The sequence below is a fragment of the Sagittula sp. SSi028 genome (genome assembly GCF_048553715.1).
In the GTDB taxonomy this organism is placed as follows: Bacteria; Pseudomonadota; Alphaproteobacteria; order Rhodobacterales; family Rhodobacteraceae; genus Sagittula.
Window position 1 is genome coordinate 355841 of record NZ_JBLZNC010000002.1, and the last position, 14175, is coordinate 370015.

The following is a 14175-nucleotide window of genomic DNA, read 5'->3' on the forward strand; positions in this document are numbered from 1 at the left end:
CATTATGCAAACTCCGCTAAGGTGCAAAGATGGCCACGCAAAAACTGTATGCCGGCGCGAAGCTGCGCGATATTCGCAGCCGCCTCGGGCTGACGCAAAAGGATTTCGCGGCCAAGCTGGGGATCTCCCTGCCCTATCTCAACCAGATGGAAAACAACAACCGCCCCGTGTCGACGACGGTGGTTCTGGCCTTGGCGCAGGAGTTCGGGTTTGACGTCACCGAACTGGGTCAGGGCGACGCAGAGCGTCTGGTAACCGACATGCGCGAGGCTTTGGCCGATCCAGTGTTTGGCGAGGCCGCGCCCCAACTGGCCGACCTTCGGTTGACGGCCTCTAACGCGCCGGTCCTGGCGCGCGCCTTTCTGGCGCTGCACCGCGCCTACCGACAAACCCACGAAAGGCTTGCCTCGCTGGACGAGGCGCTGGGGCGCGAGGGGTCGCAACTGCAGCCCAGCCCGTGGGAGGAAGTGCGCGACTTCTTTCATTACTGCGACAACTACATCGACGCCGTGGACCGCGCCGCAGAACGCTTTGCCAGCCAGATTGCCACCGAAAGCGACCTGCGCAGCGGCGTCATTGCCCGGCTGGAGGCCGACGGCTGCGTGGTACGGTTTTCGCAGACAGCGCCGATGCGCACCTTTGACGTCACCCGTAAGGAACTGACGCTGTCCTCGCTCTTGCCGGTGGAAACGCAGACCTTTCAACTGCTGGTGCAGATCGCGCTTCTTCGGCAAAATCAACTGCTGGATGCGACGCTTGATCTGGCGCGCTTCCAATCGGACGAGGCCCGCGCCATCGCCAAGCTGGGGTTGGCCAACTACTACGCCGGTGCGGCGCTGATGCCCTACAGCGCGTTTCTAAGCGCGGCGCAGGACACGCGGCATGATCTGGAATTGTTGGCGGCCAAATTCGGCGCCTCGATCGAACAGGTCGCCCACCGGCTGTCCACCCTGCAGCGCCCCGGCGCCAAGGGCGTGCCGTTCTTCTTTGTGCGCGTGGATCAGGCCGGGACGATCACCAAGCGGCATTCGGCCACGCGGTTGCAATTCGCGCGCTTCGGCGGGGCCTGTCCGCTGTGGAACGTGCACCGCGCCTTCGAGACGCCGGGTCGCTTCCTGCGGCAGTTGGCGGAAACCCCTGACGGCGTGCGCTATATCTCGCTGGCCCATGACGTGTCCAAATCCGGTGGCCATTTTGGCGCGCCGGTGCGCCGCTATGCCATCGCTTTGGGATGTGAGGTGCGCCACGCGCAGGCGCTGGTCTATGCGGATGGGATGGATGTGAACCGTGCCTCGGCGTTTGAACCCATCGGAATTTCCTGCCGGATTTGCGAGCGGACGAACTGCCATCAACGTTCTGTTCCGCCATTGGAAAAACGCCTGACCACCACACCGCATTTGCGCGACGTGCTGCCCTATCAGCTGGACTGATCGCAGGGAAAGCGTGCCGCCAGATCGGCCATCAGGGCGCGATCCATATCATCTAACGGACCGAAGGCCCGCGGGCGAAAGCGCAAGCGAAACGCTGCGAGAATGTCCTCTGGCGTCCCGCGATAGCCAAACCGTCTTGCGTCCCTGTAGAAATCGCCGCCCTGCCCCGCCTGCGGCCAGACGGACAGCCCACGCCGCGCCAACCGCTGCCAATCAAAGCGCGGGCCGGGATCGATCTTGCGCCCTGTCGCGATATCGGAATGGGCCAGCACACGCGACGCAGGGATCGACCAGCGCGCCATGATCTCGCCAAGCAACACCTCCAGCACAGCCATCTGAGGTTCGGGAAAGGGGTGCGTGGCAGGGTTGGCAAGCTCAATCCCGACGCTGCGGGAATTCACATCCGCGCACTCGCCCCAAGCCCCGCGCCCTGCGTGCCAAGCGCGATCCTCCTCTCGCACCATCTGCCACAGCCGCCCGTCCTCTGCGATCAGGTAGTGGGCCGAGACCTCGAACGCGGGGTCGCACAGACGATCCAAGGCAGCCTCGGCGCTGGTCATGGCCGTGTAATGGATCAAAACGCAATCCGGCGCGGAACACCCGCGCCGGTCGCCAAAATTATCAGATGCGTGCCAGATCGGCTGCACGGGCAGGCTTAGCCCCGCGCGGCGCGGAACGGCGCCGGGTTCCAGCCGCAGGCGTAGCCGTCGCCGTCAGGGTCCATGCCCTTGCGATCACGCTCAGGCCCGCCCAGCGCGAGGAATTCCTCTTGCGCCAGATCGGCAGAGGCAAACGCCCCACAGGATTGCGCGTATTTGGTTTCTGCGCGGAAGGACGAGCGGTTGTACAGCGGCGTGCCAACAGGGTTGGTGGTCTGCAACGCGTAGGCCACGATATTGGGTCGGCTCGATCCGGGGCGCGCAGGCAGATCGGTCGGCTGGATCACCTGATACTGGGCGCGGTTCTGGGCGATCAGCGCCGCATCGGCCTGAATGTCCCGCTGGGCGGACACCGCGTCAAAATCGTTCTCGCCCGAAATGCCGCGTGCGTTTTCAACAACTTCCGGTGCGGGGTTCGAGGGTGAAGCATTCACCGGCGCCTCGCCGGAATTCAGCGCCGCCGCCGCCTGACGTGCGATGTCATCGGTGCTGGAGGCCGCCGGATCGCCGTTCAACTGCGCCTCGCGCGCCTCGCGGTAATCGTCGTAGTTGCCAAAACCCACGCCCTGTCCGGTGTCCACAACGCCCGCTGCGCTGTCCGGCACAGAATGTGTACAGTTCGCCAGCGCCACCAGCGCGACACCACAAAGAAAAATCCGCATGTCCTCAGCCCCATAGAAATGGGGGGCGCGGTTTTCCGCACCCCCATCCTTTTTCAATGCCTTACCACCATTTTGCAGGCTTGGAAACAAAGCCTGCAGCCTGTTCCAGCGCATAGGCGGTATTCAGCAGATCACCCTCTTCCCACGGGCGGCCAATCAGTTGCAGCCCAAGCGGCAGCCCCTGTTTGTCGAGGCCCGCAGGCACAGCCACACCGGGCAGACCGGCAAGGTTCAGCGTCACGGTAAAGACGTCGTTGAGGTACATCTTGACCGGATCTGCGTCCTTCATCTCGCCGATGCCAAAGGCGCTGGAGGGCGTTGCAGGCGCAAGGATCGCATCCACGCCGGCAGCAAAGACATCTTCGAAGTCTTTCTTGATCAGCGTGCGCACTTTGCGCGCCTTGTTGTAGTAGGCGTCGTAGAAGCCTGCGGACAGCACGTAGGTGCCCACCATTATGCGGCGCTTGACCTCGTCACCGAAACCTTCGGCGCGGGTCTTTTCGTACATCTCGGTGATGCCATCACCGGTGCCCAGCGCAGCGCGGAGGCCAAAGCGGACACCGTCATAGCGCGCAAGGTTCGACGAGGCTTCGGCCGGGGCGATCACGTAGTAGGTCGGCAGCGCGTATTTCGTATGCGGCAGCGACACATCGACGATTTCCGCACCGGCGTCCTGCAGCATCTTGCGGCCTTCGGCCCAGATGGAGGCAATCTCGTCGGGCATGCCGTCGACCTGATATTCGCGCGGAATACCGATCTTTTTTCCGCGGATGTCGCCGGTCAGCATGGCTTCGAAATCCGGCACTGCCAGATCGGCGCTTGTCGAATCCTTCGGGTCATGTCCCGCCATCGCCTGCAGCATGATGGCCGCGTCGCGCACGTCCTTGGTCATCGGGCCTGCCTGATCCAGCGAGGACGCATAGGCCACGATCCCCCAGCGCGAGCAGCGCCCGTAGGTCGGCTTGATGCCCGTGATGCCGGTAAAGGCCGCAGGCTGACGGATCGAGCCGCCGGTGTCGGTGCCGGTGGCGCCCAGACACAGGTCCGCCGCAACCGCCGCCGCAGAGCCGCCCGAAGACCCACCCGGTGTCAACGGCGTGTCGTCGCCCTCACGCCGCCACGGGTTGATGGACGCCCCGTAGCAGGTGTTCTCGTTCGAACTGCCCATGGCGAATTCATCCATGTTCAGCTTGCCCAGCATCACCGCGCCGTCATTGAACAACTGGCTGGTGACAGTGGATTCATATTCGGGCTTGAACCCTTCGAGGATGCTGGACGCTGCCTGCGACGGCACGCCCTTGGTGCAGAACACATCCTTGATGCCCAGCGGGATGCCGCACAGCGACGGCGCATCACCGGCCTTTATCCGGGTGTCCGCAGCGGCGGCCTGCGCGCGCGCGATGTCTGCAGTCTGGTGGACAAAGGCGTTCAGCGCACCGGCGCCGTCGATGGCCCCCAGACAGGCATCGGTCAGCTCGGCCGAGGTCACATCGCCCTTGCGCAGCGCGTCGCGCGCCTCGGAGATTTTCAGTTTTGTCAGATCGCTCATCACTCGACCACCTTCGGCACGGCAAAGAAACCCTCGCGCGCATCGGGCGCGTTTTTCAGGACCTTGTCCTGTATGTTGCCATCGGTCACACCATCGGCGCGCCGCTTCAGACGCATCGGGGTGACGGACACCATCGGCTCGACACCGTCGACGTCGACTTCGCCCAACTGCTCGATGAAGCCGAGGATATCGTTAAAGGCATGCGCCAGTTCGGGCAGCTCGTCCTTGTCCACCTTGATCCGCGCGAGCTTGGCAACGCGGGCGGCGGTCTCGATGTCGATCGACATTGGGGGGCCTCATTTGCGAAAAATATCTTGGGGCCGCTTTACCGCCCCATGCCGCCAGTCGCAAGCCTATGGGCCATCCGGCGTGCCCCGAATGCAGCAGACCGTAGGGCGGGGCTGTGCCCCGCCTTCCCCCCGCTCGCCACATTAACTATAGTCCGGCAAAACACGCATTGGTGGCAGGGGCAGAACGATCATGGCAGGCGGCACGACGCGCAAACCCACGGCAAAGAAACCGGCCAGGGCCCCGCAGCAGGCCAACATTCTGATTGTGGGGCAAAACGGGCGTCTCGCCTATGAGGCGCTGACCTTTGCCGCCTCGCGTGCGGCCATGTCCCCCAACGACGGGTTCAAGCTGTATGTGGCCGAACCCGAACCCAACGACAAATGGCCCAATGACCCCACCATCCGCGACGGCGATATTCGCGCAGCACTTGAGGGGTTTGGCGCGGAGATCATCCGCTTCCCCTCGCATCACTTCGGCCATGCCTACCCCTATGGCAACAAGATCGAGGCGCTGTTTGCCCTGCCCAAAGGCGAGCCGTTCATTTTCTTCGACACCGATACACTGGTGCTGGATGATCTGGCCTCTGTCCCGTTTGATTTCGATCGCCCCACCGCATCCATGCAGCGCGAAGGCACTTGGCCAAAGCTGGAACTCTACGGCCCCGGCTACGCCGAGACCTGGGGCGCGCTATATGACAAGTTCGGGCTGGATTTCGACAGCAGTCTCGACCTGTCGCAGCCTGACGAATACTGGCAGCGTTACCTGTATTTCAATGCGGGCTTTTTCTTTTACAAATGCCCGCATGCCTTTGGTCAGCGGTTTCTGGACTATGCGCTGGCGATCCGCGACGACGCCCCGCCCGAACTGGTCTGCCAAAGCTTTGACCCCTGGCTCGATCAGGTGGCCCTGCCACTGGTCATCCATTCCTTTGGCGGCGGGCGCGACACGCTGCCTGCAGGGCTTCTCGACGGATCTGTGACGTGTCACTACCGCACGTTGCCTTTGCTTTACGCCCGCGAAAGCGAGACTGCGGTGCGCGTGCTCGAAGATGTCACCGCCCCCAATCCGATCAAGAAACTGCTCAAACAATATGAGCCGTTCAAACGGATGATCTATCAGGGGCGGGGTCACAAAGTGCGCGCGCTGTTCGACCAGACCGACCTACCGCGCCGCGAACAAACCATTCGCAACACGATCAAGCGCGAGGGGTTCTGGATGCGGTGAACCTGTCAGGCCACCGCTGCGCGCCCCTGCAAACGGGCAAACACCGCTGCAATTACCAGCGTCATGCCGACGTGTCCGACAAAGGACGACTGCGTATAGGCGCCAAAGCCCATCATGAAATCGCGCCCGACGATCTGGGCCAGAAACCCTTGGGCGATGAACCACAGGGCAACCCCGGTGATGGCCCCGGCCGTGGTCCAGCCCCTAGGCAGCACACGCCACGCCGCCCAGACAAGCGCTGCAAACCCGACCACGCCCAACGCCACATGCAGCGCAAAGGCAATCGGATAGCCATAGCTCAGGCCCAGCAGCTGCTTACCCAGCCCCATGACCAGATTGGCAGGTTCCAGCGTGACCCCGAACAGCCACGGCGAGATCAGCCACGCATAAAGCTCGAAGGCGATTTGCCCGAGGGCTCCGGCAATCAAAAGCGGGCGGATCGGGGGGACGTATGTCATGGGCTGTCTCTTTGCTGATAAGGTGGCCGTTGTGGTCACGCTTGAAAGCTGCGCTGCCTCATAGGCGATTTCCAGCCAGATCGCGCAAACGTTGATTGTTGTCAGAGGGCTGGCAGAAATAGGGCCCTCAGCTCAGCCCTGACAAAGTTCCAACACGTCTTCGTGGTGGGGTGGCCATTGGCACGGCTTGTCGGCCTTCCAAAGCTCCCCTAGGGTCAAGCCGAACGCACTTTGGGAGGACCACCATGAGCGACGGCACAACCACACCCGGTTTTGACACACTGCAAATTCACGCAGGGGCGCGGCCCGATCCCGCGACCGGCGCACGTCAGACGCCCATCTACCAGACCACAGCCTATGTGTTTCGCGACGCCGAACATGCGGCCGCGTTGTTCAATCTCCAAGAGGTCGGCTACATCTATTCGCGCCTGACCAACCCGACGGTCGCCGCACTGCAGGAACGCATGGCCACGCTCGAAGGCGGCGTTGGCGCGGTTTGCTGCTCGTCCGGTCATGCGGCGCAGATCATGGCGCTGTTCCCGCTGATGGGTCCGGGGCTGAATATCGTGGCCTCCTCGCGCCTCTATGGCGGCACGATCACGCAATTCAGCCAGACCATCAAACGCTTTGGATGGTCCGCCACCTTTGTGGATTTTGATGATCTCGACGCGGTCGAAGCAGCCATCGACGACAACACCCGCGCGGTGTTTTGCGAAAGCATCGCCAACCCCGGCGGCTATATCACCGACCTCGACGCGATTTCTGCGATTGCCGACAAGGCGGGCGTGCCGCTGATTGTCGACAACACCTCGGCCACGCCATATCTGTGCCGCCCCATCGAACATGGCGCCACGCTGGTTGTGCATTCCATGACCAAATACCTGACCGGGAACGGCACCGTCACCGGCGGTGTGGTCGTGGATTCGGGCAAATTCGACTGGTCGGCGAGCGATAAATTCCCGTCCCTCTCGGCCCCGGAGCCCGCCTATCACGGGCTGAAATTCCACGAGACCTTTGGCGGGCTGGCCTTCACATTCCACGGCATTGCCATCGGTCTGCGCGATCTGGGCATGACCCTGAACCCGCAGGCGGCGCATTACACCCTGATGGGGATCGAAACCCTGTCCTTGCGGATGGAAAAGCACGTGGCCAACGCACGGGAAGTCGCTGGCTGGCTGCAAACCCATGACGCAGTAGAGGCCGTGACCTATGCCGGGTTGGACAGCTCCCCCTATCACGACCGCGTCGCGCGGATCTGCCCCAAGGGCGCGGGCGGGCTGTTCACCATCGCGCTAAAGGGCGGCTACGACGCCTGCGTCAAATTCGTCGATTCGCTGGAGATTTTCAGCCATGTGGCCAACTTGGGCGACACGCGCAGCCTTGTGATCCACTCGGCATCCACCACGCACCGGCAACTGACCGAAGACCAACAGATCGCCGCTGGCGCCGCGCCAAACGTTGTGCGCATCTCCATCGGCACCGAGGATCCCGCGGATCTCATCGCCGATCTGACACAGGCGCTGGCCAAAGCGGCCGGGTGATCCACCGCGTAGGTCGGGGATTTTCCCCGACCTGCCCCCCTGCCTTACTGCAGGATCTCGAACACCATCGTGACCTCGGAGCGCACTGCCGTCTCGCCCACGGCCACCGGCACAGACCGCGCGTCAGCCGCCTCCAGCATCATGGGTTCCGCCATTTTGCGCACCGGCCCTTCGGGTTGCGCTGTGCCGCTATCACGGATGCTGACGACACGGCCCACACGCACCTCTGCGGCCTCGGCGAACAGCTTGGCCTTGTCCATCGCGTCACGCACGGCGGCGGTGCGCGCTTCGGCCCGCAAGGGCGCATCATCTTGCAAACTAAAGCTGATCCCGCCAAGGCGTGTCGCCCCCTTGCCCAGAACCGCGCCGAGAATATCGCCCAGCTTGTCCATATCGCGCACGCGAATATCGATCATGTTGCGGGCGAAATAGCCGACAAAGATCTGCTCGTCGCGTTCACGGTTCCATTTGGTCTCTTCGGTCACCGACAGATCCCGGGTCTGGATGTCCGCGTCTTCCAGACCAAGGTCGGACAGCTCGGCGATGATCGCTTCGACTGCGGCACTTGTCGCATCCATGGCCGCCTGCGCGCTCTCGCCCCGCCCTTCGGCGCCCAAAGACACCGTCGCCATATCCGGAACTGCCGTCACACGGGATTCGCCTGTGACAGTCATCTGCGCAACATCCTGTGCGCGGACAGGCAGTGCCGCCCCCGCTGCGAGAACCGCACAGGCGACTGCTGCCAGAACCGGACCGGTGAACCTTTGTGAAATGCGCATGCTGTGCTCCTTTTCCTTGAGCCCTCGTATCGCGCGCCACAGTCGGCCCCGCCCGCCCCGCTGGCAATCCCTGCCCACAGGACATTCTTTTCCTCGGCAAAGACTTGCCGTATATTCGCGACGACTGGGATTTATCCCTCCCCCGAGCATGGCAGGACTGGTAAGACCCCCGGCATGGTACCGAATTTCGCGCTCGCCCTTTCGTTCGAAGGCATCGGCCTTCTGCGTCGCATTGGCCCGTCCTGGGCCCTGATCGACGAAGTCCCCATCGACCATCCCGATCTGGATGCGGCGGTGCTTGCCATGCGCGATCGTGCCATGGCGCTCGACCCCAAGGCTGTCGACATCGCTCTGGTCATTCCCAACGAACAAATTCGTTATCTGGACCTGCCGGATACGGAAGAGGATACAGACAGCGCCATTCGCACTGCGCTGGACGGGGCCACGCCCTATCCGTTGGACCAACTCGTGTGGGACCACGCCCGCAGCGGTGGACGTTTGCAGATCGCCGCCGTGGCGCGCGATACGCTGGACGAGGCCGAAAGCTTTGCCCGCGATCATGGATTTTTGCCGCTGTGCCACCTCGCCAAGGCGGAGGCTGGCAATTTCGACGGCGCGGTGTTCTTTGGCAAAACACAGGAAGCGCGGCGCAATATCGACCGCCCTGCCCGCGCGCTGGAAATCGTCGCCGCCACGCCCGACGCCTTCAAGCCTGCGCAACCCCAGCCCAAGCCGGACCCGAAACCCGAGGCGCGGGTTGACGCGCCCGAGCCTGCGCCAACCGAGACCCCCGAACCGGAGATTGTGCCGGAAGAGCCTGCGCTGACCCAGATCGCCGAACCGGCGGCTGTGCTGGAAGGGCCCGCAGAGCAGGAGGTTGCCGTAGACGCGTCAGCCCCCGTTGATCCACCGATCGCACCGACGCCCGCCCCCACGCTGACCGAGGACGATCAACCCGATCTATTCGCACAACCATCGCCCAAGGACGCCCTGCCCGAGCAGCAGGAGCCTGAGCCCGCGGCACCGGAACCTGTACAAGACATGTCGTTTGCCGATGTGCTTGATCAGCTTGACGAGACGCCGGATGAACCGGCCCCGAAACTGTCGTTCACTTCGATCCGCGCGACGTCGGCGCAACCCGTACCGGACGCGCCGCGCCTGAGCATTGATGCATCGCGCTTCACGGCCTATCGCGACGAGAAACCTGCCGGTTCGCCAGATGAACGAGCTTCAGCGAAGGCGCCCGCACTGCGCGCAGAGCGTACGGACAATGACACTGGCGCCGCGCCCAAAGTGCAGCCAGCGGCGACTTCGGCCAGTGCCGCGCCAGAACTGGGGGCGCCGAGCCGCCAGAGCACAGCGTCCGTGCCGCCCGCTCCCGAACCTGTTGTTGCGCCGGACAAACCCATTGTTCCTCCGCAGCCTGTGCCAGAAAGTCCAACAGTAGAGGCCCCGACAGCGCCGGACATAACGGCTGTCGGAGCCCGGGCGGTCCCACGCGCCGATGGGCCGTCACCGCTCGTCCGGCTGGCCGCAATGCGTCGGCCCAGCATCGAAGGGCCCGCGCTTGCGCGGCCCAAGACACCGCACGCTTTGCCGCCGCAGCCGACCTCGTTCAAACCGCTGTCCCCGGTGGAAAAAGATGCACCGACGGAGACCAGAAACGCCGCGCGGCTGGCCGCAGCCTTGGCCGCAACGCCGGTTGATGACACCGAAACGCCCAAGAAACCCAAAGCCATAGCACCGCCCGAAACAGCGACCGAAAAGGACCGGCTGACCGTTTTTGGTGCGCGCGCCAAGCCCGAGCGCCGCAAGCCCCGGTTCTTGGCCCTGTATCTGACAGCGGCCCTGATCCTGTTGCTGCTTGGCATCGGCGCGTGGTCCACGGTGTTTCTTGACGACGGGCTGGCGCGCTTCTTTGGCCCCCGCGACGAGGCGGAAACCGTCGAAACCGCGACGGCCGAGGCGGAAGAGATCGAGGATCTTGAAGATGCTGGAGAAGAGCTTGCCGCGCTGGACATCGCACCCGCGCCGCAGCCGGCGGTGCCGCTGACCCAGCCCGCGCCCGCCCCCGTCGGACGCGTGCTGACGGAGGATGAGGCAGCCACGCTGTATGCGGCAACGGGCATCTGGCAACGCACACCCGATGCGCCGCTGACCCCGCCCAGCGACGCGGTCGAAGGGGTTTATGTGGCCTCTATCGACCCGTCGGTGCAGGTCTTCGATGCGGTGGCTTTGCCGCGTGCGCCCGGCAGCACGACAACGCTCGCGCCAGCGGACCCCGGCCTGCCGCCGCCCGCTGGCATGACCTTCGACATCGACGAACGCGGGCTTGTGCGCGCCACACCGGAAGGTGCGCTGACACCGGATTATCTGCGGGTCTATGCCGGACAGCCCCCCGTGGTGCCACCCCTGCGCGGCGGTGGTGCCACGCCAACGCCGGTCTCCAACGTCCAGCCAGACGCAGATGAGGCGGACGAAACTGCGGTCGCCACGCCCACCAGCCCGCTGGCCGCCTTCCGGCCCGAAGCACGTCCCGATGACATCATCGAACAGCGCGAACGCGCCACGCTCAGCGGGATCTCACGTCAGGAATTGGCGGCCATCCGCCCCCAGCTCCGCCCGCAAACGGCGCAGGAACAGGCAGAGGAAAGCGACCCACAAGCGAATGCCACAGATCAAGCGGTAACAGCGTCGCTGCAACCGGTCAGCCGTCCGCGCAACATCGCCGCCATCGTCGAACGCGCAGAGGAACTCCGCCCCACAGCTCCGGTGCAAACGGCCGCCGTGGCCCCGCGCACTGTGCAGCCTTCGGTCCCGTCCAGCGCGTCTGTCGCCACGTCGGCCACAGTGCGCAATGCGATCCGGCTCAACCGGATCAACCTGATTGGCGTCTACGGCACACCGTCGAACCGGCGCGCGCTGGTGCGCATGCCCTCCGGCAAATATCTGAAAGTCAAAGTCGGCGACCGGCTTGATGGCGGGCGCGTTGCCGCCATCGGCGAATCAGAACTGCGCTATTCCAAAAGCGGACGCAACGTGACGCTGCAGATGCCGCGCGGATAAGCCCGCGCGCCATATCATGTGGCGTTAGAACGGCACATCATCTGCCGCACACAGGAAACGGGCGACGACCTTTTTCGTGCCCGCCTTTTCAAAAGCGACCTCAAGCTTATCGCCCTCAATCCCCTGAACCGTGCCATAACCGAATTTCTGGTGGAACACCCGTTCCCCCATGGAAAAGGCAGAAACCGCTGTAAGATCAATGACCTGCGCGCGGCTTTCACGCGGTTGGCTAACAGGGCGTTCGGTGGAACGGGCCTGCAAACGGCGCCACCCCGGCGAATTGTAAACATTCGCCTCTGCCGCCGCGGTTTCCAGCGTAGAGCCCATGCCACCGGCCGAGCCAAAGCCCCCCGCCCCGCCATACAGCCCCGGCGGGGTCAGCACATCCACATGCTCTTCGGGCAGTTCATCCACGAAACGGGAGGGCATCTGCGACTGCCATTGGCCAAACACCCGACGATTGCCTGCAAAAGAAATGGTGCAGACCTCTTCGGCACGAGTGATGCCCACGTAGGCCAGTCTGCGCTCTTCCTCGAGCCCTTTGACCCCGCTTTCATCCATGCTGCGTTGCGACGGGAACAGACCATCCTCCCAACCGGGCAGAAAGACGGACGGAAACTCCAATCCCTTGGCCGCGTGCAGTGTCATGATCGACACCTTCGCCCCCGCGTCGTCGGTTTCATTGTCCATTACAAGGCTGACATGTTCCAGAAACCCTTGGAGATTTTCAAAGTTCTCCAGCGCCTTGACCAGTTCCTTGAGGTTTTCCAACCGGCCCGGAGCTTCGGGGGTTTTGTCGTTCTGCCACATCTCGGTGTAGCCGGATTCGTCGAGGATGATCTGGGCCAGTTCCACATGGCTGACCTCGGGCTTGCCGGTGGGGCGGGACAGATCCTCGATCACCGCGTCGTCGCCTTCGACAGGCAGTGTAGCGCGGGTCATGCGCCCCCAACGGGCCAGGTCGGTCACAAGCTGGCCCAGCGCCTTGGCGCCTTTGCCCTTGATCGCGCCCTGTTCGATGGCCAGCGCCGCGCCATCTACCAGCGGTACACCATTCTCACGGGCTATGCGCTGGATGGTCTGCTGCGCCTTGTCGCCAAGTCCGCGTTTGGGGGTGTTCACGATCCGCTCGAACGCCAGATCATCCGAAGGCGAGACCACGACCCGGAAATAGGCCATGGCATCGCGGATCTCCATCCGTTCGTAGAATCGCGGCCCGCCGATCACGCGATAGGGCAGACCGATGGTCAGAAAGCGGTCCTCGAACGCGCGCATCTGATGCGAGGCCCGCACCAAAATGGCCATTTCGTCAAGGTTGAACGGACGCATCCCGCGCGTGCCGTTCTGCATCGATTCGATTTCCTCACCGACCCAGCGCGCCTCTTCCTCGCCATCCCAGTGGCCGATCAGGCGGACCTTCTCGCCCTCGCGCGCCTCGGTCCACAGCTCCTTGCCCAGACGGTTGGCATTGCCCCGGATCACGCCAGAGGCCGCCGCCAGGATATGCGGGGTCGAGCGATAGTTCTGCTCCAGCCGCACCACATGGGCGCCGGGAAAATCCTTTTCAAATCGCAGGATGTTGCCCACTTCGGCACCGCGCCAGCCATAGATCGACTGGTCGTCATCCCCCACGCAGCAGATGTTTTTATGCCCAGATGCCAAAAGCCGCAGCCACAGGTACTGTGCCACGTTGGTATCCTGATATTCGTCCACCATAATGTAGCGGAACCAACGCTGGTATTGTTCCAGAATGTCGGGATGGTCCTGAAAGATCGTGACCATGTGCAACAAAAGATCGCCGAAATCGCAGGCATTCAGCTCTTTGAGGCGGGTCTGGTATTCCGCATAAAGACGCGGACCCACATGATTGTACGCGCCCGCATCGGCGGCTGGCACCTTTTCGGGGGTCAGCGCGCGGTTTTTCCAGTCGTCGATAATGCCCGCCAGCATGCGGGCGGGCCAGCGTTTGTCATCAATGCCATGGGCCTGAATAAGCTGCTTGAGCAGGCGCAGCTGGTCGTCAGTGTCCAGAATCGTGAAGTTGGATTTTAAGCCGACCAGTTCCGCATGCCGACGCAGCAGTTTTACGCAGATCGAGTGGAAGGTGCCCATCCAGGGCATCCCTTCGACCACCTGCCCCAGCATCTGCGCGATGCGGGACTTCATCTCCTTGGCGGCCTTGTTGGTGAAGGTCACGCTGAGGATTTCATTCGGGCGAGCGCGCCCTGTATGCAGCAGATGCACCACCCGGGCGGTCAGCGCCTTGGTCTTGCCGGTGCCCGCCCCTGCAAGCATCAGCACAGGCCCGTCGAGCTGTTCGACGGCGGCGCGCTGTGCGGGGTTCAGCGTATCCAGATAGGGCGCGGGCCGCGCGGCCATAGCACGGGCGGACAGCGAAGAGGCCTCGAAGGCGTCGAATTCGTCGTAACTGCTCATGGGCGCAATCTAGCGCCTCGGCATCGAAAGGAAAAGATGCGTTCGCGGAATGTTCTGCAGTTTTCCCCCAGCCAAGCGGG

At 63.4% G+C, this 14175-nt stretch carries 11 protein-coding genes; 4 read left to right on the forward strand and 7 right to left on the reverse strand.

Features of this window, described 5'->3' with window-relative positions; all coding sequences use genetic code 11:
* Nucleotides 1-29: 29 nt before the first annotated feature.
* Nucleotides 30-1430: a helix-turn-helix domain-containing protein gene (locus ACN5AZ_RS05230; protein ID WP_419427806.1), complete on the forward strand. Its 1401-nt coding sequence runs from the start codon at nucleotides 30-32 to the stop codon at nucleotides 1428-1430.
* Here ACN5AZ_RS05230 and ACN5AZ_RS05235 read toward each other — a convergent pair.
* The 4 genes from ACN5AZ_RS05235 to gatC form a co-directional block, all read right to left on the reverse strand.
* Nucleotides 1418-2005 (reverse strand): N-acetylmuramoyl-L-alanine amidase, encoded by a 588-nt coding sequence (locus ACN5AZ_RS05235; protein ID WP_419427982.1) that lies wholly within the window; start codon nucleotides 2003-2005, stop codon nucleotides 1418-1420. The genes ACN5AZ_RS05230 and ACN5AZ_RS05235 overlap by 13 nt on opposite strands.
* 80 nt (nucleotides 2006-2085) lie before the next feature.
* Entirely contained in the window at nucleotides 2086-2751 is a 666-nt protein-coding gene (locus ACN5AZ_RS05240) for a hypothetical protein (protein WP_419427807.1), read from the reverse strand.
* Nucleotides 2752-2812: 61 nt separating this feature from the next.
* On the reverse strand, nucleotides 2813-4300 hold the full coding sequence (gene gatA, locus ACN5AZ_RS05245; protein WP_419427808.1) for an Asp-tRNA(Asn)/Glu-tRNA(Gln) amidotransferase subunit GatA: 1488 nt from the start codon (nucleotides 4298-4300) through the stop codon (nucleotides 2813-2815).
* Entirely contained in the window at nucleotides 4300-4587 is a 288-nt protein-coding gene (gene gatC / locus ACN5AZ_RS05250) for an Asp-tRNA(Asn)/Glu-tRNA(Gln) amidotransferase subunit GatC (protein WP_419427809.1), read from the reverse strand. Before gatC ends, gatA begins: the two co-directional genes overlap by 1 nt.
* Before the next feature lie 193 nt (nucleotides 4588-4780).
* Between gatC and ACN5AZ_RS05255 the strand changes: the two genes are divergently transcribed.
* The gene (locus ACN5AZ_RS05255) at nucleotides 4781-5815 is read left to right on the forward strand and encodes a hypothetical protein (RefSeq protein WP_419427810.1); all 1035 of its coding nucleotides are present in this window, start codon (nucleotides 4781-4783) and stop codon (nucleotides 5813-5815) included.
* A 5-nt stretch (nucleotides 5816-5820) separates the two neighbouring features.
* On the opposite strand, the gene ACN5AZ_RS05260 is transcribed toward ACN5AZ_RS05255, so the two are convergent.
* Nucleotides 5821-6273: a hypothetical protein gene (locus ACN5AZ_RS05260; RefSeq protein WP_419427811.1), complete on the reverse strand. Its 453-nt coding sequence runs from the start codon at nucleotides 6271-6273 to the stop codon at nucleotides 5821-5823.
* Between the two features lie 245 nt (nucleotides 6274-6518).
* On the opposite strand from ACN5AZ_RS05260, the gene ACN5AZ_RS05265 reads away from it, so the two are divergent.
* Nucleotides 6519-7814: an O-acetylhomoserine aminocarboxypropyltransferase/cysteine synthase family protein gene (locus tag ACN5AZ_RS05265; RefSeq protein ID WP_419427812.1), complete on the forward strand. Its 1296-nt coding sequence runs from the start codon at nucleotides 6519-6521 to the stop codon at nucleotides 7812-7814.
* 44 nt (nucleotides 7815-7858) lie between these two features.
* On the opposite strand, the gene ACN5AZ_RS05270 is transcribed toward ACN5AZ_RS05265, so the two are convergent.
* A complete protein-coding gene (locus ACN5AZ_RS05270; protein ID WP_419427813.1) occupies nucleotides 7859-8593 on the reverse strand; it encodes an SIMPL domain-containing protein in 735 nt (244 codons plus the stop codon).
* 174 nt (nucleotides 8594-8767) lie between these two features.
* Between ACN5AZ_RS05270 and ACN5AZ_RS05275 the strand changes: the two genes are divergently transcribed.
* Nucleotides 8768-11659 (forward strand): hypothetical protein, encoded by a 2892-nt coding sequence (locus tag ACN5AZ_RS05275; RefSeq protein WP_419427814.1) that lies wholly within the window; start codon nucleotides 8768-8770, stop codon nucleotides 11657-11659.
* Between the two features lie 24 nt (nucleotides 11660-11683).
* Here ACN5AZ_RS05275 and ACN5AZ_RS05280 read toward each other — a convergent pair whose 3' ends face one another.
* Nucleotides 11684-14095, reverse strand: a complete 2412-nt coding sequence (locus ACN5AZ_RS05280) for an ATP-dependent helicase (protein ID WP_419427815.1) — start codon at nucleotides 14093-14095, stop codon at nucleotides 11684-11686.
* Between the last annotated feature and the right edge of the window lie 80 nt (nucleotides 14096-14175).